This window comes from Candidatus Methylomicrobium oryzae, from assembly GCF_016745425.1.
In the GTDB taxonomy this organism is placed as follows: Bacteria; Pseudomonadota; Gammaproteobacteria; order Methylococcales; family Methylomonadaceae; genus Methylomicrobium; species Methylomicrobium oryzae.
On record NZ_JAERVK010000015.1, the window covers coordinates 96,787 to 120,252 of the forward strand.

The following is a 23,466-nucleotide window of genomic DNA, read 5'->3' on the forward strand; positions in this document are numbered from 1 at the left end:
ATTGTTAAAGAGCAGCCCATCTATTCGGCGTTAATCACGGTTACCCGTCGATCTCGGTATTGTTTATGCTCGCCGAACTGGACCGGCACATCCATTAAGGTGAGCGCTTCGCCCGAGTGTTCGCCACAGAGTACACGAAAGTCTTCCAACAGAGATTTTTCGCTGGCAATGTTCAGGGCTTGAGCCATGGCTTCGCCCTGGGTCGGATATTGGCCACGGTAGATAAAATCGGTGGGGACGCAATTCTTCCTGCCCAGATATACGTCCCAAGCCGGATTTTGTAAGGCTTCGGCAATGGCATTAGCCCGGGTGGCAGGAACCTCCAGCGCCACCGCAAAATAAGCATCCTGCAGATAGTAGCGGTAGGTCATTTTAGTACCACCACCTACCGCTTTTTTGCCTTCGTTGGTTTTCGGGATTAATAAACTTTCCCAAGGGTTTTGGTCGTCGTAACCGCTGCCAACCATGTGAAAATCGCGTAATAACGGTTGCCGATCAGTTTTGATGATCTTATCGTTACCCGTAGTGCGCGTGGATACGAAAGCCAGCACGGTTTGATCCAACGGTGCAAACTCCGCCAACAGTTCTTGCTGCTCGCCGCCGGCTCCCAATGCGCTACAGATCAAACCCAATACACCGGATTTGGTTGGAAAATTCAGGGTATCGCGGCGGCCGAATTTGGAATCGTGCCCCCAGGATTGTAGCGGCGCTTCCAGCCATAACAGCAGATAAGGGTTACTCATTCCCGCATCCTTCGGCATGTTGTTTGAGCGCCGCCACTAAATCGTCGATGCTGAAATTGGTATCTTCACCCCAGGTATAGTCGGCAATTTTGCCAAACAACGAGCCGAACAGTTTTTCTTTGTTGGCCAGGTAGTCGGATAATGCGGTAATGCTAGGTTGTAAGAACCCGCCATCTTTGGCTTTTACAGCTGTTTCAAAGGGAACTTGCAGGCGCTGGCCTTTTCTGATTAGGATTTTGGCGTATTCCCAAGGTGATGCGCCGGATTGCGTGGTTTGCCGGGCAGCGGGTATCGCGACAAACAAGGCCTTGGTAAAGGCTTCGACGGCTTCCGGCAGGCTTTGTCCGGCGAGGGTTTGGCAAAGTTGCCCCAAGTCCAGGCTGACATAGCGGTAATAGGTGGCTGAATTGAATTCAAGGCTGCCCATGTGCGCGGCACCGGGATCTTCTTGCAGGTCGTCCAATGCGGTAAAGAACTCGACTTCGTTGCTGATCTTGTGGGTGGAAATGGCGTGGGAAAACGAGGCGGCGGCTTCAATATTCAGTTCCGCCGCCTGGGCGACCATGCGACCAAATAAGGCAATATCCAGTGCATCAACTGCCTCAGATACTTCACCGATCAAAGCGGCCATTTCTTTAGCTTGTTTTTTTGCATCCTTTTGAAGGATGACTAGGTCTGGATCAAAACCTTTTTCAGCAAATGCTTCGGCAAGTATGCCGACTTCTTTAGGACTTAAAAATAACAGCGTATCGGTTTTTTCTTGACCGGAATCTATTGGCGCTTCTTCCAATGCCTCATTGTCTTTAGCTTTTTTGGGTTTCTTCTCTTCTTTTTTCTTGATAAAAATCTGCTCGATTTTGTCGCCACATGCCTTGGCTTGATCGTCATTTGCACCTTTTTCAAGACAGGCTTTGGCAATCATGTCAGATATGAGCTTGGTTCTGGAGCCGTGAGTGATGCCTAATTCATGCATGGCTAAACGTACTTGCCTTTTCCAGCATTGTGAACTGACTCTCGCCCGCGTACTGCCACCTACCGTTGCTACTTTAGGTGCGCCGACATCATCTCTGTTTAAACAAGTTACAGGAAAAGATTGCAGAATATGAAATTCGATATGAGTAGATTTAAAAGGGTTATTATTCATAAAGTTATCCTAAAAATTAAATATACACCCCCACTGAAGTGGGGAAAATATTGCCGTTTTCGGCGCACCGACGTCATCCCGAGAAACACCCCTACTCATGTAGGGAAAGACGCCCATGTAATTTAAATATCCATGACATTGTCTTTTTTAGATCGCCACGATTTGTAGCAAACCAAAACCAAAGGCGCGGCCCCGGCCTATGCCTTGGCGAAAGCTTTGGTTGAAGTGTTCTCTGTCAATCACTTGCAATTCGCCTTTCAAGGTAGCGCTGCCGTGGGTGACGATTTGGTTGTCTTTTTTGAAGGTTTGCACGGCCATTTTTTCGATTTGCAGATTGATGGGATTAACCTTGAAACCCCAGGATGTTTCGGCGCGTTCGATAAACCAGTGAGTAATGGCCTCGCGGCCACGCACGGCAACGATTTTGCCGGTTTGTTTGTCGCGTCTGCCGGGATTGATGACCACTTCAAAGGCATAGCGCGAGTGTTGTAAGAAGGCTGCACTGATGGTTTTGCACTCAACTTCGCCATGGTCCGGCGCGAGGTTGGGTGGACGATTGGCCAACATCAAGATTCGGCGGCTATTAAAGTCACCGCCTTTATCGGCATACAAAATGCCGCTGGGCAAACTGGCCTGTTTTTGCTGGTCGCTTCGGACATCGTCAAACAAATCATAAACTACCCGATGCAATGAATAGGGATCGGTTATTTTCAGGGTTTTGACATCGTTCCTGGATAAGCGCAAGACGGCGGCGTACAGATTGGTCATGCCACCTCCTCGGTGTTGCTGCGCTGGTAAAAATCTTGCGCCCAGCGACTTTTGACGCGTTGCGGGTTACTATGGAAATACAGCAAATCGCTGAGCAATTGGTCATAGTTCAAATTCAGTCCCGCTTTAGCCTCAATCAGACTGAATAATGGCCTGAGTATCCGGCAGACTTCGTCGACGGCTTCACAGGCTAGCAAGCGCCGGAGTTTGGCTTTGGCTTGATCATTGGCATTGCCGTCCTCGTAGCACAAGGCAATGGCGCGACCAATACCAATGTTGCCATTGTGTTCAGCCTTCGATTTGGCGATGGCCGCAGCGATGGTGGCATACGGTAGGCGCTCAAACTCTTTTTCCAGATCAATGTGGAACGCAGCCAGATGCTCCCAGCACTGGTATTCAGTATTAGGGTTGTCGGCCCGTTTCAATTTGGCGGCGATACCTCTGTCTTTTTGGCATTGCTCAATGGTGTATGTCACAAAAGCTTCTGATCTACTCGGTTTTTTTGCGTCATCGCTCATACTGGAACCTCTTCTTTTTTGGTTTGGTCTTTCAGATATTTGCCTAGATTGGGCCGGTTTTTTGCCCAAGCGTCGAGTTGTCGGGCCGTGTCTCTGGGGCAAAAATGATCGTAGGCTTGATTGGCGAATCCGGCGAAGTGTTTGCGAAGTGCTTTGGCTTGCTCAGTGTCTTCACATACATTAACCAGGTCTTGAAATCTACGCTCGCACAGCTGCCAGAATAGGTTACTGGCTATTACCGCTTGCGCTTTACCTTCACTATTTTGAGTTTTGAAAAAATTCAAAGTGGCGCTATAGACGACTTTGGAGAGCTGCTCGAGTTCGGCCATTTCCAGTTTTAGGTTGGCGAACCACGTTTCACCCAACATCGTTTGCGGCAGCATAATGACTGATTCTACGTAGTCATCGGTGCCTGAAACGTATTGCTCGCCGGCATTGCTGCTGACGCGTAACCCGCCAGACCAGATTCCCAGCGCGTTGACTTCTGCTCTAGCGCGGAGCAGGCCCAAGCGCAAGTGATAGCAATCAAACCCTTGTGTGCCGGTTTGAGTCACAAACCCTAATAATGCCGTCAAAAATCGCCAGGGTCTTTTTTCAGGATCGACCCAAATGGCTTTGGGATCTTTACCGGAAAAGTCTACCGAGACGCTGGGATCGACCATGTTGTCTTTGTAACCCAGATGGGCAATGCCTTCGGAATAATGCAGCCCGTTTTCGACCAATAAACAAAAACGCGATAGCGGCAGCAATCGCCCCATCAAACTGTTTTGCAAAGCTTTGGCGATATCGCAGGCTTCGCCGGCCGGCATTTTTTCCCACGGCGGAACACCCAGCCCACTGCTGTAAATCGGTAGTTGTTGCAAATGCTCACGAGTTAACAGGTTTAGCCAGAGGGTTTCAATAATCGATTGCCCCACGAGAAAACTGTGCAGAAAGCCCATAAAACCAATGGCCGCTCCTGGCTTACCGGTACTGGCTTTGCCTTTATCGTTGCTTTTGCCCTTGTAGCCCGATGAGAGCACGATACTGTTATCGGTTTTTTTGCCGCCTAAACTAAAGCCCATCAACGTTAACAGCAATAGCGCTTTGTCGGCTTCCGATAACTGTTTTTCGATATGGCTCTGAGTTAATACTGTGGTATTGCCGGTGGCAATTTCGGCTAATACTGCGCCGAAGCTCTGAATATCAGCGGCCTGAATAGCCGGCATTTGCAAAAACGGCTGGTTACCATAAAGCCAAAAACGCTCATGCCATTGATCCAAATATGCCAAACTTTTTTTTGCCATGCCATCCGCGCCCAATGCCGCCCAGTCGTCATCGTCTTCAGGTGTGCAAGCAGCTTGAGCAATGGCCAACAGCAATTTAGTCAAGGCAATTTTCTGTACGGGATTGCCGCCTAAAGCGCGGTAGCCGCTATGGCTAAATAGCGCTTTCAAGCTGACTAGCCCAACATCTACAATGGGTATCCAGGGTTCGTCGATCAGGTTAAAACGTGCCTCAATCATCAAATTATCTTTTGTAATTCTACTGTTTAAAGGGAACCTGGCCTTCCTTCGATGGAAGGGCCAGCTTAAGTTCGTCTATACAGAAACACCCCCACTAATGTGGGGAAAAACTTGCAAAAATTACTAAACAACCAAGTCTATCGGAAACACCTCCACATCAAGTGGAGAAAATTTTGTCTTTCCAATTTCGACGCAAGGCAAAGCTGGATTTCACGCTGCGCCCGGCTGTTGGGATTTTAGGATTCGCTTTTCCGTAAGCGATTTAATGGCTTTGCTAAGTCGGAAGGACGGAATTATTATAGATAAATTTTTACATCCAAGTCTATCGTTTATTTTTTTATTGAAAGATAACCTAATTGTTGATCGTATTGAATCGTGTACTCTTCTGAGGCATCACCGCCATCCAAGCTAACGACGGTATCGCTATCCAAAACCCTGGCCACTCGCAATCGGAATCGGCTTTCGCCCTCATGTTTGCCCAGGTATATGTAGTCTTGCAGCCAGTCCAGACTTTTTAAATCCATGGCTTTAGGCGCCAAATAATCGGCAACTCGCACGGTATTCCGCAGCAGTTTGGCCGCCAACTCCCGGCGTTGCCATGGCGACAGGCCTTTACCCTTCTCTGGCAGCAGCGCGGTGGTATCGTCTAGGAAACGCACAAAACATCCGCCTTGCTGGGTATCGAGGCGATAATTTTTGATCAGCAACACTTCTACGCTGTCTTGCGCGCTATAGCGGGTGCTGGCTTTTTCTTCGGGCAGGGTTTTGCCTGCTTTGGATAATCCAAAGAGAGCCTGATTTCGCATCTCTTCTTTCTTCTTTTCAAGGGCGTTTAAATGGCTCAACATCGCGCCACCTTCGCCCCTGTCCATATAAGTCGCTTCAATGATTTCCCTGATTTGTCCGGGTACGGCAACCGTTCGCCGGTCTTGCCAGACTTCCAAGCTACGGCACAAGACATAAGGACTATAGATCTTAGCGGTTTGGCCAAACGCCTGTTCAGGGTTGTCAATAGCGCTGGCCAATTCCGGAACTAATAACCAGGTTTCGCATAGCGCTCCGGCAATTCGAACCGTTCCGCTGTGTCGCCATAAGCGGCCCATGCGCTGTAACAACATATCGCTGGGCGCAAAGCGGCTGATTAGAAAATCGGCATCAATATCCAGCGATTGCTCCAGAACCTGTGTCCCCACCAGAATGCGCCCACACTGCTGACGTTGTGGGCCGCCGTCTTTACCATACAGTCTGGTCCAATGCTCTTCGTTTTTTTCGCGATCCATTTTGAGAAAACGTGAATGCAATAAACCGCATTCAATTTTGGGTTCGCAGTCGCGGGCAGATAATGCTTGATAGATTCGCTGGGCTTCGGCCACGGTATTTTCTACCCATAACACCTGTTGACTTAATTCCGCGCGGCGCAAGGCTTCTTCAATCGCTTCGTCTTCATCATAGCAATGCTGAATGGCAATCGTGCAATCGGCAATCTTGAGTACCGGTTGTTCGATCAAACAACCATTTTTCGGTAACGCCGAAATCAACGGGTAAGCCTCATTGGATGAGGCCGTGCCTAATAAAGCACTACGGCGCTGTTGGGTCAGGGTTGCGCTGAGAATAATCACCGTACAATGCAATTCGCGCAATACCTTAACAAGTTCATCGAGCAAGGTGCCGGTGTAACTATCATAGGAATGGACTTCGTCCAGTATCACCACTTTACCGGCCAGACCAAAGGTGCGCACAAAGCCATGCTTAACATTCATGACCGCCATAAGCGCTTGGTCGATGGTACCGACGGCAAACGGCGCGAGAATGCCGCGCTTCGAGGCCTGAAACCAGGAACCACCCGGATTACCTTCTTTGCCCAATTCGGTTTTGAGCCAAGCATTGCCATGTAATAACAAGGGTTGTTGATGCGGACCTTCACCGACTAGGATGCGCTGCAAAAATTGACCCACACGTTCGTGAATTTTGTCGGAGGTCAGTTGCGTCGGTAGCGCAAAATACAAACCGGATGCTTGATGGGTTACAAGCAATTGGTAGGCGGCATACAGCGCCGCTTCGGTTTTGCCCAGCCCCATCGGCGCTTCCAATACATATACACCCGGTTGCTTGACTTGCTCAATAAAGTACTGTTGGGTATCACGAGGTTGCCAAGAAAAAATATCGGTAAAACGTAAGTCGGGTTTTAATATTGGTCGTACAAAACCAGCTTCATCAATGGCTTGTTCTATCTTTGGTTGCCAGTTTTCCGCTGGATCATTAAACAATGACCCAGAACCAATCCAGTCGGAAACACTGGTAAATCCTGCCAGAATTCTGGCTTGGAGTTCATTCTGTACGGTTGGGAAATCGGTCTGTAGCGCGCTTTTTAAATCGGTGAGTAATTCTTCACGCCGTTGTTGCCATACGCTACCACCAAACACTTCATCGGTTGCCAAGTTGGCAACATTTGGTGAATAACCATGATGCTGGCCGAGAATTTCAGGGATGAATTTGCCAACTTTTAAGTATTTTGCCGTAGCCTGGCTGACGCCAGCATGACCACCCCATTGGTGTTCTATTTCTGGGTTAAAGCTTATTAATTCAGGGGGTAAGTTATCTTTATAGGCATCAGTACCCTTATAAATTTTGGCCTGAAATGTTGGGCTGACTTTGCCGATATCGTGCGCTGCCGCAATCAGCTCTACCCCATTGGGAAATAATTCTGCAACCAGCCAATCCGGTAGCCGTGCGAGTAGTCCACGGGCTACTTCGCCAACAATATGGCAGTGGTTTAGTACCTGGCGCCCTGCTTTTTTCTCGCCGGTATTCGCTACATAGGTTTTGGCAAGGCATCGGGTTAAAGGAAGCGGTGGGCTAGCTTTAGTGGTTTCTTTACGGAACATTAATCATTCCTCAATAAGTTAGAAATTATCTGGCCACCGCGTCAACTGCATTCCCAGCCAGCATCCAATAGCCTACAATGGCCGTTATCTTCGTCAGCGTCAAGCCAGGCCTCTAGCGCTACAAACCCTATGATCGGCACTACTGCGACGAACCTCCATGAAAGGCGTCGGGTATTGCATTCGCTGTTTGCCCTTCTGTGACATAACACGTCTGCGCAGACATGAAGGTAGCCTGGAGCATCTTGTTGGGCCTGCCTTACTCATGCGTACACCTCAATTTTCTTGCAACCCACCGCCCGCCTGCATCAAGGCAGGCATCCGAAGCGGGGAACTCCCGAATATGCGGAACGACCCAGAGCACAAGAGCGAGAATCAACCAACTCAGCCTAAATGTACTGCGCCGTGGCCACTTTCCTAACACAAAAAATGCCCCCATACCGGCGCTTAAGAATGCCAATGACCACGACAAGAAATTCCACGCGCTAAATAGCCATCCTTCCGAGTTTGAGGTAGGAGGCCCGCCGGATAGCCAGGCTCGATAGGCCGCGCCATTCAAATAGAGTATAAACATCCCAATCCCGGCCAACAGCAGAAGCTACCGACAGACTAGGTTCAAGGCGCGCATTGAAAGGCCCACCGGCCAGCGCAGTTATGTCAACGGTTGTTTGAGTGCATTGATTTTTGCACAGGCATTTTCAAATAAATTGAAAACATTCACTTCCTCATCGTTTTCGATGCGTTTTGATAGGGAAGTGAGGGGGAACGTCATAATTGACGTCCCTTCTACGATCAGCGCTGGGTCACGGCCATATTCATCCTCAACGATAACCCACTTCAAACCGAGTTTCTGCGCCAGAGCGTCACCGAACGTAATTCCGAGGCATTGGAGCTTTACCGTTTCGTTAGGTTCTATCCATTGGTTCTTGAGTATGGTGTCTAGCAAAACCAGCTTCCCTTCTAAGCTCTGATATTTATCTTCTGATTCTGGTGGATAATGTTCGCGCACCCATTTCCTTTGGGCCTCAAGCCTCGCGTAATCTTCTGGCGATAGCGCTTCTACTTTCTGTTTCATCTCCCTGCGGTCCTTAATTGGCGTAAAAATGAAGATCAGCCGCAGCCGTCGGCCATCGGCTGGAGCGAATGGCAAGCCCGCGCTCAAATGCAGTAGACATGCGGCCCCTCTGCTCCGCTCGCCCACCATGCTTCCATTTCAGGGAAGCAAGAAATAACTTGTTCTACAACTTCCTCCGGTGCGTACTTCAACCGCCCGGTTTTTATGACTTCCCGCAGTGGCTTCCTGAGGTTGAACCAACAGCTCAAAGAGCCCCCTCGCTTGCGTTGAAGGCGACCCTGTTTCGTCCTCGAACCGACTAATGTCGCTTCGGCCTGACTGAAATTGAGTACAAAGTAGGGGCGGTGATACTTATCCCATTGAATCTCAAAGACGTATGTTGCTTCTCCGGTATCCTTGCGGAATTCTGTGAAGAGTGAATTTGTTGACTTAATGCGCGCGAACCCGCGGGACTCTGCAAATGGGTAGAACCTCTGTTTGACGGCTTCACGAAGCGGATTGGGCATAGCATGCTCTAAGGCAAATAAAGGATGCGCCGCTTGCAGATGAGCCAAGGCAGAGCCGAATTGATTTCACCACGTCGGCTCCACTGTTTTGTTAGAGGTCATGGCCGCCTCCTCAAATGCCTTAGCAGACCTAAGGGCTCCAACAGCTTCATAGGCTTTTACAAAGTCCTTTATGTCAGGCTCGATATTAAAGGGGACGCCAAAGAAATATTCGAATCCGCCATTGTCAATTATGCCTTGGGCAGTCGTGAGCATTACGGCTACCTTATGGGAAAAGGGCGATTGGATCGGATCAAAGCCGTTTTTGACTATACGATCTACAGTCGCGTCAATCAGGTCGTCCATATGTGTAATTTAGTAATTAAATGGTTTCCGTTTATCTTCCTGCTTTTTGGGCAGCTTTACAACAAATCTGTGACGTTAGGCAGGTTCACTTAACGGCCTATCATCCTAAAACGGGGTGATAAACTGATCCGGATCTCATGGCATGCAGTTGGGCCCATCCGAACAATGCAAGTTTGACGGGGACTATTGTGAGTCCGCTTATTGACAGCGAGCAGGCATTCAAGGAATAGCGCTTGAAAGACCGATAAGGGTCCAGGCTGTGTAAAAATGTGGAAAATGAAGGCAGAAATTGAAAATTTCTCGATTTGGTTCATCCTTCAGCCCATTTAAACCACCTTGATCTCCACTAAGATTTGGCACTAATTGGCAAACTGATTACAAAATTCCACCTCTATCCGGAATTTCACGTTTTTACACAGCCTGAGTCGAGCCCTGCCTGTCTGCCTTATTCAGTCAAGGCTAATTTCTGAATCCTGCTGATCAAATCCAGAGTTTTACACAGGAGTCTTCGCCTTGATGAAGGCTTCAATCTCTCCAGGCCGGCGTGGACCTCGTTCCAGCCACTCGACCCGCCATTCAGCAATTCGCTCTCCCTTTTCATGGATAAATTTTCCGGATTCCGGCTCATTGATCCATTCCCACTGACGAATTAAAACAAGAGGTTCTTCAGCACCGGGGGCTTCTATGGAGCACGCTAGGGCCTCTTCATACGTTTCAAACGCATAGTAATAATCACCCTCATCAAAATCCTCTGTGGAGTCAGAAGTAGGATGGCACCATACTCTGTATTCGAGGACTTCGTCGAAAAAGTAGCCTGCTCCAGATTTAGCGAGTGCCGGGTATTCACCTACCCTAGTTGGGACGACGGCTTTGGGATATTTGCTCATGAATGACCTTTGATGGCTAAGATGTCCGCTTTCTCGTTTCTTTAACTCTTTGCAAAGGTTGAAAGGGTTTGAAGTCCAAGGGGACGAAAACATATGTTAGCGTTTAATATAATTCGCTTACGAGTTTATCTCAAGCAGACCGACGGACAACACTAGGCCATTTTCTGCCGGTTTTATGCATTTTCCAGCGGCTGCTAAAGATCACCAATTGCTCGCTCAACGCCTGAATTAAGCCGAGCTGCGAAGCGGCTTCGGCTTGAAATGAATTGTTAGGCACCATCCGCGAACTCCCCCTGTTCCGAGTCATCTACGGGGCGAGGTAAGCGCCCCTCCAGCCAATCCGCAACGGTACCGGGTTGGAACGAAGGGTCTTTAGACTCAATGACCCAGGATAAGTAATCCTCCGGTCCTCCATTGAGATAGGGCGCGGGAGATACCGGCATAAAAACCGTCGGCAGGCGCTCCTTGACGGAGAGATAGTTGAGAACGCAGCCGAACTCTTGAACGACGTGCCACGCCAACGGATGCGTAATGTCTATGCCGAACTTGACCCACCAATTGCCATCGTCGAAGCGGCCCGTACCAATGGCAGCAGGCGACATGGCCGGAACCCGCTTGAGGTAGGCCAGCAGCTTGTCGAAATCTCGGGTGTCTCCCATGGCACCTAACGCCAAGCTCAACCGAGGAAGGCCGTATCGCGGCCTGACGTAGGCTGGAGCGACTCGTTATGTTTGTTTTTCACGCGATGCCTATTGATTGTAATATTTGATGATACATACCGTGCCCTTTCAATCGGAACATTAAATGAAAACTGCAATTCGCTAATGCCAAACTCGTAGAATCTTCTCGGACTTATTTCGGCCAAGAGCTGTCAATTAATAGGTGTTTCGAATGGCTGATTTTATGTCAAGAAGCGGACCGGTCGCAGGCAACCGTCCTGGTTTCTTAGCGATTTCGATATTAATAAGGCCCAGGTAGGGTCCCCCGGATGGAGAAAACTTTGAAGAATAAGGGATGATGGTTCGCGAGGGAGATATAACGGAAAGTCATCGCTTCTTCAAATGATAGCTAAATGAGTAGCTTGTCTTGCGTACCAGGTCGCGGAGATAGCACTCTTATTTTTTCGCCCTGGTTGGGCTACGCGCTATGTTTCATGGATAGACAGCTCGGATCAATAGACCACGATCAAAACAGCGGTCGAGCACTGCCGGCCAAAAACCGACGTTCCGTTTTACAAATGCTTCCCCCGAGTCGGAGCAAGAGGCTTAAAGGTAAGGAAAATACGTTATCCCTTTCCCTCCGAGCTCATGCCTGCTCGAAGGGAAAGGCCGAAGGTCATCAAAGGATAGCGCTATCTCGTTCCCAGAATTATAGGGATTTCAAGTATTCAACCAGATCTTTCTCTTCTGAGTCGGTTAGCTTCAGGTCAAAACGAGCGTTATAGCTGTCGACCACATCCAGTAGTGTTTTGAAGCGCCCATCATGATAAAACCGCCCTGCGTTTTCATCTTTCATGAACAAACCTTCCTCCCTGACGAAGAGACCAGCCAGATTCATCGTCTTATAAGTGTCTCCCGGCGCACGATTCGCCTGAAAGGCGTCGATCTTCATCTCCGCCGGCGTATGGAGATTCCAGCCTGGATCGGTCCATAACGGCTCGGCATGACATTGGGTACAATTGGCCTTGCCGCTGAACAGTTCATCACCTCGTTTGGCCGCGGCCTCGTCAAAGTCGATGCCGGCTCTGGGTTGGGGCGCCGGCAGGGACAATTGATACAAATGCAGCGGCGGTAATTTGGCCGTGACCAAATCCTCATCCGGATCCACCGTGATATGGCCAAATTTCTTCGCCGCCGCAATCGGGAATTTGGCTGCATTATCGAGCCTTGGATCGAAGAAATTCCCAACCCCATGCATTTCCAAGATGGCGACAAACGCATTCCAGTAGGGAATCGAGCCCCAGTCGCCGGTCCAGGTATGCTGATTAAAGCCTGCCAAGCCGTACGCATTGGGCAGCAGCGTCGCACCCGGGACATTGGTTGCGGTGACTACGCCATTGGTAACCTGCTGCGGATTGGAGGCCTTGCCATCCAGCACCAGCTCCGCATCGAATTTTCCAGGCCCCCAGCTATTCAGGACAGTGCGTACATTCTCGTCCGTAATATCGGGATTCACAATTTTCAACAGGTCGGTAAGCGGCTGTACCGTAGGAGCAAAAGCAATGATGGCCCCGACGTTAAGGTCGCGGTTCGCCCAGCCGTCCAGCCGGTGGCCTACGCCGTGCGTCAGGGAGTCATCCACCGTGGAGTGACAGAGTGCACAGGTGATCCCGACCGACTGCAGCGAATTGCCGTTGAATGTGCCCTTAACGCCCACCACGGCATCCAGCTTGAGGAGAGCCAGAGTGACGGCGACATCGTTCAGGTCGACTTGACCTGCTTCAAGCGCCTGGACGATGTCCTGCGGGAGTGCGTCGACATCCACCTTCAGCCCCAATTCCAAGGCTTGCGCAGGGGATAAGCCGGAACCGACCCCGCCGAACTGCTGGCCTTCGATCGCTTGATGCAAATGCAGCGCATCTTCCCAGAATTGTTCATCGCCAAACGTGTCGAAACGGAAAATATCGCGTCCTTGAGTGAGCATTTGTGCCGCGTTCTTCATGATGGGGTCTTTCTTCAGGGCCATTTTGATGGAAGATTTTGAGGATAAAGGTGCCTGACCGCCGGCAAAAGTCATCGAATTGAATATAAGTCCTGTAATTAAAAAACAGAACAGGATAAGTTTCCAGGGTACGAAGTTGGCTTTATTCATCATGTGTTCTCCTGCAATAAAGGTTTTTTGAGAATTCCCCCTTCATCGGTCAGTCGTCGCTACGTGGGACTCTGGAAGCCGAAAAACATACAGCGCCGTGCGGCGTGGCGCGCCATACACGTGCGGCGCGAAACCTTTAAGCCGGCCGCCCCAACCGGAAGGCATCGCGATGTATTATTGGCGTTAGAATAACCGCGAGCACGATCACAGCAAATAAGCGGAGAGGGAAAACACTCCCATGTCTCAGACCGCCTTATGAAAAAGAGCACGGCGGCGCTAAACGCAGGGGATGAGATAACTACGAGTGGGGCCTAATGACCTTTTCGCTCGGGTGAGCGGTTTGAGCTTCTTCTTGGTTTCCCCTTGTCTTCTCGCTATCGGCAATTATCAAACTAGAGTTTAACGTCCTGCAGCGGTGGGTAAATGGAGAATTAAGGCTATCTATAGGATAGAGAATAGGTAGGATAATTATTTACCAGGAGAGAGCTGTATCATAGAGTGTGGCGCAGCAGAAGGGTATGAAATAGTTTTCATGGCTTATCACTCCGTTTTGCTGAATATCTTTACTCAAAATCCGCAGGAATATTTACGAGGGTTAAAAAATGTCAACCGCCGCTAGCAAAGCCAAGGCTTTCTCAAAAAAGAGACCAGCGTTATTACGCCTTTTTCCTATTTCCTCGAAGATCAAAAATGACATTGCCGATAAGTAAATTTTGAGATTAAATCTCCGTCAACGCCTTTCAAAAACGGCTGAATTATGAATACCTGAATTCGGCCACTATTTATTTTTGGATGTTTCCTGACGAATAGCGGGTTTATGCCAATAAACAGCCCTTAACCGTCCTTAATACACAAAGGCGAATTAAAGGCTGGAAAATAACTATTGATTTATGGAAGGGCCATTCACTATTTTTGCAGTTGTCCCTTATCTGGAAAAACTGGCTTTCACAGACATGCTTTTATTGACCGTCACCACGCATACATTTCCGGTACCCGCACAGTCTCCACTCCATCCTAAAAATTGTTTTCCCGCTGGGGGGATGGCTGTAAAGGTCACTACCGTGCCTTGGGCGAATTTAGCCGAACAATCCTTACCGCAGTTAATCGTTCGATCGATCCCGTTGGGCGTCGCGGTTACCGTACCCGAATTGCTGGTAGCTGCCGAAACGGAAAACAAGGATACAAATGTCGCGGAGGTCGTGATTTGATCGTTAACCGTAACATTACAGGTCGGGCTTGTTCCTTGGCAGGCCCCTTGCCAACCTGTAAATATGCTTCCTGAACCCGCACTGGCATTCAGCGTGATGACGGTGCCTATTTCATAGCTTGATGAACATGTCTTGCCGCAGTTAATGCTCTTTTCATTCGATACGACACTCCCGTTGCCGGAGGTCGACACACTTAACGACGGCACAGCGATATTGGCCGCTGCCATTTGGGCAACTAATAGGTCCCCTAACTCACCATCCAGTGGCGCGTTACAGCTACCATCGCCCCCGCACACGGCTTCATGTGTCAAAGGATCGTAATTTCCCGTATACGCGTACGTTTCATAACGTCTGACCACAGCCCTTGACCCACTGTGGGGCGAGCCTTGATTGGCATATTTTCCGCGTTGACGGTGCTTACCATCGGGTGGTGGACTCGGTTGCATCAGCACCCAATCTGTTTCCACTTGTGCCGCATCTTGGGGTACGAGGGTATTGGGCGTGCCATCGGGATTAGTCGAAACCAGCTCGCTCAACTCGATTTCTCGATTTAGTTCCGTTTTATATACCTTCATCCAGGCGGCATCGCCGTACTGGGGTACGGGTTCCGGCTCTGGGGGTGGAGGGGGCGGAGGTAACTGAACTTCTGCAACTAACACTGGCGGAGCTGTAGGTTGATCCAGCGGTGGGGGCTGAAAGTAATAGTTGGGCGTCGGTACCGTTACTGTATTCGCCGAGCCGATCAATTGACCCGGATTGGCCGAATCTTCCAGCAGCCAGCGATAGGTAACCGCAGTTGCTTTGGATACGGCGGTGTAATTCAAATGAATCCCAAAGTGGTCACACCCCGCTGTGAGATAACTGGGGTTCCACTGGTAACACGTTCCAGAAAAATTTATACCCGGCGTTTTGGCAATCGTTGTAGCGGGAAATTGGTGGCTTTGCGTATCGTAGGGACTTTGGTAGCGGACATAACTGCCTGTGGCATAGGGTTCTACCACGGGTTGACCGTATTTGTTGCCGGTCCAAGGCTGAGTCATGTCGCCGGGTTGAATGCCCTCCAGCTGCACTTCAAACCCATGTGCATCCTGACCTTCAAAATTGGCCGCATCGAAGTTGCCCAATGAGCCTACAATATAGTTTCCCGCTGCTGCGAGGGACGGCGTCAGGAAACCCACAGCAAACAATAGATTTACCTTCCGTATGAGGTGCGACGACCCAGTTCGATTCATTCTTTTCTCCTGTTATTGGACACATACTTACATTCAGCCGGCTATTTTTTGCCTCACTCTTTTTTGCCAGCGGAGCGTTAATTCCCAAAGTCGTGCAAAAGGTTCAAAAATTTTTATCCAGGAGAATAGGTAGGCTTCACAGGAGTCAAGATTCAACCAGAACAGGAGCTTTCAATAGTAGCCTCGCATTTTAGATCGGAATAGGTACGATAGATTTTGAGCGTGTGTTATATATGATCGTTTGCTGTCACAATTATTTTGAGAGAATAAATGACGGCATAGAGTCGATTGCGTTGAAAAAGCCGGTTTTTGCTGAATTTTGGGAAGTTAGGAAAGTTTGAGCCTGTATCAGATAACATCGAAAATTCACTATCCCGGAATAACCGTCGCGATTCAATCAGGATTGAGGAAATTTCTTGAAATGACAGATAGAGCAGCTGTATCCGATGAACAGCCCGGCGACCCCGCCGGGCAAATTCCATCCCCTTTCGCGCCGTCGTTTAAGTGCAATTTTATCAATGGCGCCTATCTGGAAATTCAGGGGGACAGCCCCAATCGCTATCGCGTGGAATTCCAGGATCTGGATGAACCGGAGTATGTTCTGCAATGCGAAGTCCCGGCCGGAGGCTGGGTGCGGTCTCCCCAATCCTATTTTGTGCGTTGGGCTATCGAGGTTTTTGAGCTGTCCGGCAACAAACCCGTTTTTCAGCATCGTTACGATTGCCGGGAGAAACGGGTTTATATTGGCTTTGAGTCCAGTTCGCTAGGCGATACCCTGGCCTGGTTTCCGGCCGTTGAGCAATTCCGGGAACAGCACGGCTGTCGGCTGATCTGTTCCACGTTTCTCAACGGCTTATTCAAGGGTAACTATCCTGAGATCGAATTTATCGAGCCCGGGGCGATTGTCGAGGATCTTTATGCGGCCTATCGGATAGGCGTGTTTTATCGGGAGGATGGGAGCTACGACTACAGTAAAAACTACTCGGCGTTTCGCGAACACTCCATCGCCAGGGCGGCTTACGACATTTTAGGATTGCCCTATGCGGAGACAAAGCCCAGAGTAAAGTTGAAAGACTTGCCTCTTCCCATGGATAAACCTTATGTCTGTATCGGTTTTCATTCCACTTCACAGGCCAAATACTGGAATAATCCGAAAGGCTGGGATGAAGTCGTACGGTTTCTGCATTACAAGGGCTATAAAGTGGTGCTCCTGTCCCGGGAGGGCAAAGAATACATGGGCAACCGCATTCCGCAAGGGATTAAACTGCTGCCGGAAATCACGCTGGACATCATGGTCAATTATCTGCAGCACGCCAGCATGTTTATCGGAATCGGGAGCGGCCTGAGCTGGCTTTCCTGGGCAGTGGGATGCCGCACTTGTCTGATCAGCGGCTTTTCATACCCGTACACCGAGATGCAAGATTGTATCCGGGTGTTTCCCCGGGCGGATATCTGCAGCGGATGCTTCAACCGTTTTCGCCTGGACCCCAACGACTGGAATTGGTGTCCGGACCATAAAGGCACGCCACGGATGTTCGAATGCTCCCGTCTGATCAGCGGCCGCCAGGTTATCGAAGCCATAAGACCCTTCTTGTAGGCTACTGCCTTACCTTGAGCGTTGTCCGCACCCTTGAAAATTTTTGAAAAATCGGGAAACACCGCTCCAAGTTCAATCGACTCGGAGCGGTCTGCCTGTCCGGTGCAGTTTAAGGATTGAAAATCCCGGTCGCGATTTCCACATTTGGCGTATCGGGATCGTCATCGGCATCAAAGTCGATCACAATCGGGTTGCCGGCATAAAGAGGAAGTTGCGGGGCCGTTTGCGAAAAATCGCAAAAACCGTCTTTCTCTTCATAAACCCCTTTTCTCACCCTGAGCTTTAAAGCGTATTTGTAATGCTTGCGCGGATTATCGTCGCTTTCTAGCTCGCACACGACGCCATCAGGGAATACCGCTCTCACGACTCCCTCATCGAAATTGTCCGAGGTAATTACCCCCCCTTTCCCGACCTTGACACTAATCTTCAGCTCCTGTCTATTCCCCTGCCTTTTGACGGTATGTTTGAAAGTCGCTTTTACCATCGGCGTGCCGAGAGATGGAGTAAAGCCTCCTCTGACAGTTCCATTTACAGCCGGTGCAATTGTGTTGCTCGAAGTCCCTGAAGTCCCTGAAGTCCCTGAAGTCCCTGAAGTCCCTGAAGTCCCTGATGTTCCTGATGTTCCTGATGTTCCTGATGTTCCCGAGGTTCCCGAGGTTCCCGAGGTTCCCGAGGTTCCCGAGGTTCCCGAGGTTCCCGAGGTTCCCGAGTTTATCCCATCATCTGCACCGTTTTGCGCAAAGGCTGGATTCATTATCGCTAAGCTCCCGACCAGTAATAACGCGACTTCTTTGTGCTTTGTCAATTTCATGGTTTTTCCTGATTAAGTCTATGTTGAATTTCAACTGATAGTTGAGGCATTGGAATTTGCTCAGCCCGTTAATTCCCAAAAACCATGCAAGGTTCAATAGACACGGAAAAAACCTGAAAAACTACCGTGCGTCTGTCCGCCTTTCTTTTACGGAACCGAGGGATTTGACGCCATTTTATTCGAGACAGTTTGTAAAATTGGAACATCTCCCTTCGGCTCAGGAGCTTTCTGAAAAATAGGGTTCTCCGCATTGAGCGTATGAGCCGTTAACCGATTGGCTTCGGAAATAAACGCGCGTTTGAGTTCGGCCGCCTGCCAGTCGGGATGAAGCTGCATCAAGAGTGCGATAACGCCGGCGACATGCGGCGTGGCGAAGGAACTGCCGCTCATGAAGTCGTACCCTTCATGGGGAACCGTCGTCAGAATATCCTGTCCCGGTGCGACGACAATGCCCGGCTTCTCATTTTTTCCTTCCTGGGCCACGGGAATTACGCCGGGCATCGACGCCGGGAAACTGTCGTTTTGATCATCGCCTGGCCGCGCCGCGACGACAACGATCCCTTTACTCAGCGCTTTCTCAATCAACAGCTTCAGTAACGGGTCTTCCGGACCGCTTAAGCTCAGATTGATGATGCGGCTATCGAGGCGAATAGCCTGGTTGAGCGCCAATGCCAACGTAAAGCTATTGCAGCGGGCTGCCAAGGCGCCGGATTTTTTCGGCCAGCAGGCGCGAAAAGCCAGAATTTCGGCTTCGGGCGCTATGCCCGCGATACCGATATGGTTGTCGGAGCGAGCCGACAGCACCCCGGCCACCGCAGTTCCGTGGATCTCCGCGAAATCGGAATCGCCGGGGTCAGGAGCCATATTTTCGAAGTAACCGATTTGCCCCTTCAAATCAGGATGACCGATATCGACTCCGGTATCGATCAGCGCAATGCGAACACCTCGCGCCGTACTTTTTTTATGTAACTCGGAAACTCCCAGCGATTGAAACCCGGCCTGCAATTTTAAATAAGGATCATTATGCGGGGGAGCAACCGACAGTTCGTCTCCCAGGACTTCAAAACTGTGCATCAGTTGGACGACCGACACATCCGGGTCGTGCTGTAACGCGGCCATCACCTCCTCCAGCGGCAACGCTTCGGGAACTTGGAAAACAACGCAACTGACGCCTAATTCCGTTACCGGCCATTGAGCGACGAATTCAAGATGATAGCGCTCTGCCAATTGATGGGCTAGGCGTTCACTCCAGCCGGAATTGCTGTATCGACCGCGAAGACGATAATTGTCCTGGGAATTGCCGGAAAAGTTGCGGTTGATCGTGCGATCCGCAAAAGTCACCAAGAGGCGCCGTTCTTCGGCGCCGGCATTGTCGCCCAATTGGAAATTGCCGGCTTTAGGGGCACACCCCGAGAACAGGATGGCCAATACAATAACGGCGCCGCGGTACAACCAATTCATGGTCGTACGACGGGTTCCGCCAGCAGCACATCCCGACGGCTGCGAAGCAAGGCAATGGCGTTTTGCATCTGCGCAGGACTGTCTTGACCGCCCTCCAGCCTTACGGTAAATGCGCCGATACTGTTGGGTTCGCCGACCTGCTGACCTTGAATTTCTGCCAATACCGCACTGATTTCCGCGTTAGAGAGGGATTTGGCAAAGACGATACGCAGTTCGTTTCGGCTTGGCGATACCGGTTTGGCGTCAGAAAGCGTGGCATACGCCTCCGACGAGCTTATTTGCAAGGTATACCGGATTAACGGAACCGTTGCCAGCAACAACGTAGCAGCCATGGCATACCTGATAAAATACTGGCGACCGCCGGGAGGCGGTGTTTTACGGTACTTGGCGGCATTAGCCGAGTCGAATGCCTGCGCATGATCGGCCTTTCGAGGGGATAATTTTAAACGCAACGCAGCAAAAGACGCTTCCGCGTCCCCTTCCGGCTCGGGCATTTCCGTTAAGGCCTGGGCGAAATTTTCCAGGCCTTCCAATTCCTGGCGGCACGCCGGACAATCGCGCACATGAATTTCCACGCGGCGATACTCTTCGAACGGCAGGCTTTGGTTTAGATACCAAGGCAGCAGAAGCCGTATCTGTTGGTGCGGATCGGTTGTCGTTGATGTCAATGAGGTCATGGCATTAATTCTCCTGAGCTTCTGCAAAGGCATGAAGCTTCTTGCGCGCATGAAACATGCGCGTTTTAACGGTATTTTCCGGGCAGCCGAGAATTTTGGCGATATCCTGATACGCCAGCCCGTGCTGGAAAGTCAACTCGATTACAGCGCGCTGACCGACAGACAATTGATCGAGCGCACAATCCAGCCAATCCTGTATTTCAGTGGTTTCCGCCAAATTGCCCATGGGGTCGCCGATGATTTCATCCAGTTCATCCATATCCATTTCCTGACTGCGCCGGGCCGTCTTAGCCATCGCTTTAAGCGCCTTGTGATACGCGATCCCGAATACCCAGGTCGATATTTTGCTCTCGTAATTAAAGCGTTCCGGCTTCTCCCAAACGAACAATAACGTTTCCTGAATCAGCTCCTCGACGAGCTCGGCTTGCCGAGTCGTTCGCAGAATGAAACGAAACAGCCTCGGATAGTAATGCTTATAAAACACTTCGAATGCCGAGGCGTCACCCTCGACGATACGCTGAAGCAAAACATATTCATCCATGTCGGCCTGTTTCCTATCGGGTATTTGTGATGCTCTGTTACCAACTAAACGCCCCATGGTTAAAACTTTTTCCTGTGCTTTCGAAGACGGCTTCGTAACTGTATTCTTCCGAGAAACAAAAAAGTTCAATCGCATCGAAATTTTTTAAAATCCCAGAATGATCGAGAATAGATAATTGTGGTCTTGCTGGCGAGGATAAAACTGATCGGGAGGATGATCCTCCGCTTCGTGCGGAGAGCTGAGGTCGACATCGACGTAACGCAGGTCGATAGCCAAATAGGAAGTCGCAAACCAGGATAGGCCCGCATTCCAGTAGAAATAGTCGTGGCCCAACAAAGCCCCGGCCTGGTGATATCCCAATCCGGACGAAAACTGCAGATTGTCCCAAAGATCGCGCCGATAACTTAGCTCATAATTTAGCACATCGGCGCCGCGCTGATAGGCATCGGGCGCGATTGATGCCCTGACGCTCAGCCAGTCCCGATAATGCAAAGAAGCGTAAATTTCCGCGTAATCAGGGTTCCGGCCGAAAATTTTGCCGTCGTAGAGATAACCGCTGACCGAGAACTCGGCTCTCCAGTCTGAGGAAAGCGGTAAACTCCAGCCCAAGTAAGGCGTTACTTCGATCTCGGCGCGTTCTCGGTCTATCTGGTCATCAAAACGGACTTGAGATACGCCCAACCCGGCAAACCATCCGGCATTCCCCTGATAGTCAACATGAGCCTGGGCTACAGGATGCCCTCGGCTTTTCGAGTATCCTCTATAAATATAGTCGGTCAGAAACTTCAGATCTCCGTGCCACTCGGCCAGTACCCCTTGCGGCCAAATAGCCAAAAATAGACAGGCAGCCCGCAGAAGAAAGGTCGATGTTGAAGTCATGAAATTCCATGCATGGAGCAACCGAACTGATTTAGGAATATCTAGTAATGTAGGTGGTTCTGTTTATCTTCCTGCTTTTTCAGGCAACTTTACAACAAATCATACAGTATCAGCCCGGCTCGCTAACAGCCTATCATCCCAAAGAAGGGTATAAATAGATCCTAATATTATGACATGCATTTGGATTCACCCATAAGTGCAAATTGATCACGGTTATCGTCAGCCTGCTTACGGTTCTCGAGCGGCCTTTCAAAGAATAAGCGCGAGGGACAGGAAAGGGTCGAACTAGCTCATTCAAGCTCGACAGAGCACTATAGGCCATCTGCGATCGTTCGTCTTTTTATTGGAGCCGTCACTCGAGCGTTGGCTCCACCTAGGCAGCTGTCGTCCGCTCATCTACCACTTTTGTTGCATCTCGGCCTCGCCAGTCATTCATCCTGACCAATAAGGGTACGCACTCTTGCAGAAGGTCTTTTTTGTCTCAATAGAGTCGAGCCAGGCAGCGAGCACAGCATATTACAAAGCTTCCGTAACGGAAGGGGATCGGGAACATCCCTCCGGACCAGAGGTAGTCAAAGCCCAAACGGTGGCATTTCGGGAGTGGAAGCAATTCAAGGGCGAGCGCTTCGCAAACCTGAAGAACATCCGTCAAAAACGGGTATACTGCTCATAACCCAGCGTTCGACGACCATTGATTTAAAGTACCATGGTCACCGAACGGTTTCCGAATAAAGCAGGCTCATCATCAATCCCTTTACCTGGTAACTCGCTCAATGGATAGCCCAATATTGATGGGTTACATCCAACTCCTCGTGAACTCATGAGGATCTTCCCAATCGAGCCAGTCTTGCATTGATGTCTAACAGGCAAGCTTTATTGGGGAACTGGCTCGTCAGGCTGTATATCCTATAAGGATAGGCATTTAAGACATTTTGAAAGCATACCGTTCGATTTCATCGTTGGCATCAAAAGTATTATCCGGTCTACAACAGGGCCTTGAGGATTTACCAGAAAACTGAATAACACGGCGGAAAAAAATGTTAGTTACGTTCAGCTGCAAGGCATACCCGAATACCACCTATTTTGGTGATGTTGCGCAAACTTTGTTGAAAATGATGGGGAAAAGCGGCAACGTGCCGGGCGCCCTTCTGGCGGAAGATGTTCCGAAAGCACTGGAACGGTTGCAGAGCGCAATCGAAAAACTAAAGGCACAGCCACCGCTTAAGACATCCCGTCAAGAAAATGCAGATCAGGATGACTGGAAAGAAAAACCCGTGTCTCTAGCACATAGGGCCTTACCGTTAATCGAATTGCTCACCGCCGCCGCGAAAGCCCGTTGTAATGTCATGTGGGATCAGAATCAAAGAAATTTTTGAGTTCTACTATAACTGTGAAGTTGATCCAACCTCTAACGACGGTTTTCCTTATTAAAGTTTACCTACAGGGCGTTCTCAATTAAGCCAAATCATGCTGGCGGCCAGGTTGAGCATCGATTGATAAGTAATCGCCAGTCGCTCATAGCGCGTGGCGATGCGGCGGAAATGCTTCAATTTCAGGAAGCAGCGCTCAATCAGATTGCGCTCCTTATACACTTTATACATACAGTGCTTTATCGTAATCTCTCGGGGCTGTTCGATTCTTCTTTGGTGGAATCACAGGCCGTGCTTGTTGGGCGATAATCGCGGCGATAAAGGTATCCGAATCGTAGCCTTTATCTGCCAACACATAATCCGCCTCAACCCCTTCGATTAAAGCTTCCGCCTGGGTATATTCAGAAGCCTCGCCGGGAGTCAGCACTAGGCGAACCGGATTGCCCAAGGCATCTACAGCTGCATGAATTTTAGCTTTGAGCGAATTTTTATGTGACATCGTAAGA

General features: G+C 49.9%; 22 protein-coding genes. 2 read left to right on the plus strand and 20 right to left on the minus strand.

Annotation, left to right across the window (positions count from 1 at the left end; genetic code table 11):
• Window positions 1–20: 20 nt before the first annotated feature.
• The 13 genes from cas5e to JJL52_RS16560 form a co-directional block, all read right to left on the minus strand.
• A complete protein-coding gene (cas5e, locus tag JJL52_RS16500) occupies window positions 21–743 on the minus strand; it encodes a type I-E CRISPR-associated protein Cas5/CasD (RefSeq protein WP_202053589.1) in 723 nt (240 codons plus the stop codon).
• Window positions 736–1,887, minus strand: a complete 1,152-nt coding sequence (gene cas7e, locus JJL52_RS16505; RefSeq protein WP_202053590.1) for a type I-E CRISPR-associated protein Cas7/Cse4/CasC — start codon at window positions 1,885–1,887, stop codon at window positions 736–738. Before cas7e ends, cas5e begins: the two co-directional genes overlap by 8 nt.
• Before the next feature lie 147 nt (window positions 1,888–2,034).
• A complete protein-coding gene (cas6e, locus tag JJL52_RS16510; protein ID WP_202053591.1) occupies window positions 2,035–2,655 on the minus strand; it encodes a type I-E CRISPR-associated protein Cas6/Cse3/CasE in 621 nt (206 codons plus the stop codon).
• Window positions 2,652–3,173, minus strand: coding sequence for a type I-E CRISPR-associated protein Cse2/CasB (gene casB / locus JJL52_RS16515; protein WP_202053592.1), 522 nt, complete (start codon window positions 3,171–3,173; stop codon window positions 2,652–2,654). Before casB ends, cas6e begins: the two co-directional genes overlap by 4 nt.
• A complete protein-coding gene (gene casA / locus JJL52_RS16520) occupies window positions 3,170–4,678 on the minus strand; it encodes a type I-E CRISPR-associated protein Cse1/CasA (protein WP_202053593.1) in 1,509 nt (502 codons plus the stop codon). The genes casB and casA overlap by 4 nt, the downstream gene beginning before the upstream one ends.
• Window positions 4,679–5,007: 329 nt before the next feature.
• A complete protein-coding gene (gene cas3 / locus JJL52_RS16525; protein ID WP_202053594.1) occupies window positions 5,008–7,563 on the minus strand; it encodes a CRISPR-associated helicase Cas3' in 2,556 nt (851 codons plus the stop codon).
• Window positions 7,564–8,212: 649 nt separating this feature from the next.
• Window positions 8,213–8,635, minus strand: a complete 423-nt coding sequence (locus tag JJL52_RS16530) for a DUF3806 domain-containing protein (RefSeq protein WP_202053595.1) — start codon at window positions 8,633–8,635, stop codon at window positions 8,213–8,215.
• Between the two features lie 83 nt (window positions 8,636–8,718).
• A complete protein-coding gene (locus JJL52_RS16535; RefSeq protein ID WP_202053596.1) occupies window positions 8,719–9,189 on the minus strand; it encodes a hypothetical protein in 471 nt (156 codons plus the stop codon).
• Window positions 9,190–9,207: 18 nt separating this feature from the next.
• Complete coding sequence (locus JJL52_RS16540) at window positions 9,208–9,486, minus strand: DMP19 family protein (protein ID WP_202053597.1); 279 nt, start codon at window positions 9,484–9,486, stop codon at window positions 9,208–9,210.
• Between the two features lie 494 nt (window positions 9,487–9,980).
• A complete protein-coding gene (locus JJL52_RS16545) occupies window positions 9,981–10,373 on the minus strand; it encodes a hypothetical protein (RefSeq protein WP_202053598.1) in 393 nt (130 codons plus the stop codon).
• A 269-nt stretch (window positions 10,374–10,642) separates the two neighbouring features.
• Window positions 10,643–11,032 (minus strand): hypothetical protein, encoded by a 390-nt coding sequence (locus tag JJL52_RS16550; RefSeq protein ID WP_202053599.1) that lies wholly within the window; start codon window positions 11,030–11,032, stop codon window positions 10,643–10,645.
• Window positions 11,033–11,741: 709 nt separating this feature from the next.
• Window positions 11,742–13,184: a hypothetical protein gene (locus tag JJL52_RS16555; RefSeq protein WP_202053600.1), complete on the minus strand. Its 1,443-nt coding sequence runs from the start codon at window positions 13,182–13,184 to the stop codon at window positions 11,742–11,744.
• Between the two features lie 925 nt (window positions 13,185–14,109).
• A complete protein-coding gene (locus tag JJL52_RS16560) occupies window positions 14,110–15,624 on the minus strand; it encodes an InlB B-repeat-containing protein (protein ID WP_202053601.1) in 1,515 nt (504 codons plus the stop codon).
• A gap of 421 nt (window positions 15,625–16,045) precedes the next feature.
• Between JJL52_RS16560 and JJL52_RS16565 the strand changes: the two genes are divergently transcribed.
• Entirely contained in the window at window positions 16,046–17,221 is a 1,176-nt protein-coding gene (locus JJL52_RS16565; RefSeq protein ID WP_202053602.1) for an autotransporter strand-loop-strand O-heptosyltransferase, read from the plus strand.
• A gap of 109 nt (window positions 17,222–17,330) precedes the next feature.
• Here JJL52_RS16565 and JJL52_RS16570 read toward each other — a convergent pair whose 3' ends face one another.
• The 5 genes from JJL52_RS16570 to JJL52_RS16590 form a co-directional block, all read right to left on the minus strand.
• Window positions 17,331–18,032 (minus strand): hypothetical protein, encoded by a 702-nt coding sequence (locus JJL52_RS16570; RefSeq protein WP_202053603.1) that lies wholly within the window; start codon window positions 18,030–18,032, stop codon window positions 17,331–17,333.
• Between the two features lie 147 nt (window positions 18,033–18,179).
• Entirely contained in the window at window positions 18,180–19,493 is a 1,314-nt protein-coding gene (locus JJL52_RS16575; protein ID WP_202053604.1) for a S8 family peptidase, read from the minus strand.
• Window positions 19,490–20,170: a zf-HC2 domain-containing protein gene (locus JJL52_RS16580; protein ID WP_202053605.1), complete on the minus strand. Its 681-nt coding sequence runs from the start codon at window positions 20,168–20,170 to the stop codon at window positions 19,490–19,492. Before JJL52_RS16580 ends, JJL52_RS16575 begins: the two co-directional genes overlap by 4 nt.
• 4 nt (window positions 20,171–20,174) lie before the next feature.
• Window positions 20,175–20,846: an RNA polymerase sigma factor gene (locus tag JJL52_RS16585; RefSeq protein ID WP_236994314.1), complete on the minus strand. Its 672-nt coding sequence runs from the start codon at window positions 20,844–20,846 to the stop codon at window positions 20,175–20,177.
• Between the two features lie 9 nt (window positions 20,847–20,855).
• Window positions 20,856–21,590: a TorF family putative porin gene (locus JJL52_RS16590; protein WP_202053606.1), complete on the minus strand. Its 735-nt coding sequence runs from the start codon at window positions 21,588–21,590 to the stop codon at window positions 20,856–20,858.
• Between the two features lie 1,037 nt (window positions 21,591–22,627).
• On the opposite strand from JJL52_RS16590, the gene JJL52_RS16595 reads away from it, so the two are divergent.
• A complete protein-coding gene (locus JJL52_RS16595) occupies window positions 22,628–22,966 on the plus strand; it encodes a DUF1840 domain-containing protein (RefSeq protein ID WP_202053607.1) in 339 nt (112 codons plus the stop codon).
• A 75-nt stretch (window positions 22,967–23,041) separates the two neighbouring features.
• On the opposite strand, the gene JJL52_RS21845 is transcribed toward JJL52_RS16595, so the two are convergent.
• Together JJL52_RS21845 and JJL52_RS21850 are read right to left on the minus strand one after the other, a co-directional pair.
• Window positions 23,042–23,191 (minus strand): transposase, encoded by a 150-nt coding sequence (locus JJL52_RS21845; protein ID WP_202053608.1) that lies wholly within the window; start codon window positions 23,189–23,191, stop codon window positions 23,042–23,044.
• Window positions 23,184–23,459 carry a transposase gene (locus JJL52_RS21850; RefSeq protein WP_202053609.1) on the minus strand — a complete coding sequence of 92 codons (276 nt, stop codon included), beginning with the start codon at window positions 23,457–23,459 and terminating at the stop codon, window positions 23,184–23,186. The genes JJL52_RS21845 and JJL52_RS21850 overlap by 8 nt, the downstream gene beginning before the upstream one ends.
• Window positions 23,460–23,466: the final 7 nt, after the last annotated feature.

Coding starts and splice junctions, on each gene's coding strand:
- casB (WP_202053592.1), bottom strand. CDS start 3,173: ATGAGCGATGACGCAAAAAAACCGAGTAGATCAGAAGCTTTTGTGACA.
- cas3 (WP_202053594.1), bottom strand. CDS start 7,563: ATGTTCCGTAAAGAAACCACTAAAGCTAGCCCACCGCTTCCTTTAACC.
- JJL52_RS16560 (WP_202053601.1), bottom strand. CDS start 15,624: ATGAATCGAACTGGGTCGTCGCACCTCATACGGAAGGTAAATCTATTG.
- JJL52_RS16555 (WP_202053600.1), bottom strand. CDS start 13,184: ATGAATAAAGCCAACTTCGTACCCTGGAAACTTATCCTGTTCTGTTTT.
- JJL52_RS16550 (WP_202053599.1), bottom strand. CDS start 11,032: ATGGGAGACACCCGAGATTTCGACAAGCTGCTGGCCTACCTCAAGCGG.
- cas7e (WP_202053590.1), bottom strand. CDS start 1,887: ATGAATAATAACCCTTTTAAATCTACTCATATCGAATTTCATATTCTG.
- JJL52_RS16565 (WP_202053602.1), top strand. CDS start 16,046: ATGACAGATAGAGCAGCTGTATCCGATGAACAGCCCGGCGACCCCGCC.
- JJL52_RS21845 (WP_202053608.1), bottom strand. CDS start 23,191: ATGTATAAAGTGTATAAGGAGCGCAATCTGATTGAGCGCTGCTTCCTG.
- JJL52_RS21850 (WP_202053609.1), bottom strand. CDS start 23,459: ATGTCACATAAAAATTCGCTCAAAGCTAAAATTCATGCAGCTGTAGAT.
- cas5e (WP_202053589.1), bottom strand. CDS start 743: ATGAGTAACCCTTATCTGCTGTTATGGCTGGAAGCGCCGCTACAATCC.
- JJL52_RS16580 (WP_202053605.1), bottom strand. CDS start 20,170: ATGACCTCATTGACATCAACGACAACCGATCCGCACCAACAGATACGG.
- JJL52_RS16575 (WP_202053604.1), bottom strand. CDS start 19,493: ATGAATTGGTTGTACCGCGGCGCCGTTATTGTATTGGCCATCCTGTTC.
- JJL52_RS16585 (WP_236994314.1), bottom strand. CDS start 20,846: ATGCGATTGAACTTTTTTGTTTCTCGGAAGAATACAGTTACGAAGCCG.
- JJL52_RS16530 (WP_202053595.1), bottom strand. CDS start 8,635: ATGAAACAGAAAGTAGAAGCGCTATCGCCAGAAGATTACGCGAGGCTT.
- cas6e (WP_202053591.1), bottom strand. CDS start 2,655: ATGACCAATCTGTACGCCGCCGTCTTGCGCTTATCCAGGAACGATGTC.
- JJL52_RS16545 (WP_202053598.1), bottom strand. CDS start 10,373: ATGAGCAAATATCCCAAAGCCGTCGTCCCAACTAGGGTAGGTGAATAC.
- JJL52_RS16595 (WP_202053607.1), top strand. CDS start 22,628: ATGTTAGTTACGTTCAGCTGCAAGGCATACCCGAATACCACCTATTTT.
- JJL52_RS16590 (WP_202053606.1), bottom strand. CDS start 21,590: ATGACTTCAACATCGACCTTTCTTCTGCGGGCTGCCTGTCTATTTTTG.
- JJL52_RS16540 (WP_202053597.1), bottom strand. CDS start 9,486: ATGGACGACCTGATTGACGCGACTGTAGATCGTATAGTCAAAAACGGC.
- casA (WP_202053593.1), bottom strand. CDS start 4,678: ATGATTGAGGCACGTTTTAACCTGATCGACGAACCCTGGATACCCATT.
- JJL52_RS16570 (WP_202053603.1), bottom strand. CDS start 18,032: ATGAAATTGACAAAGCACAAAGAAGTCGCGTTATTACTGGTCGGGAGC.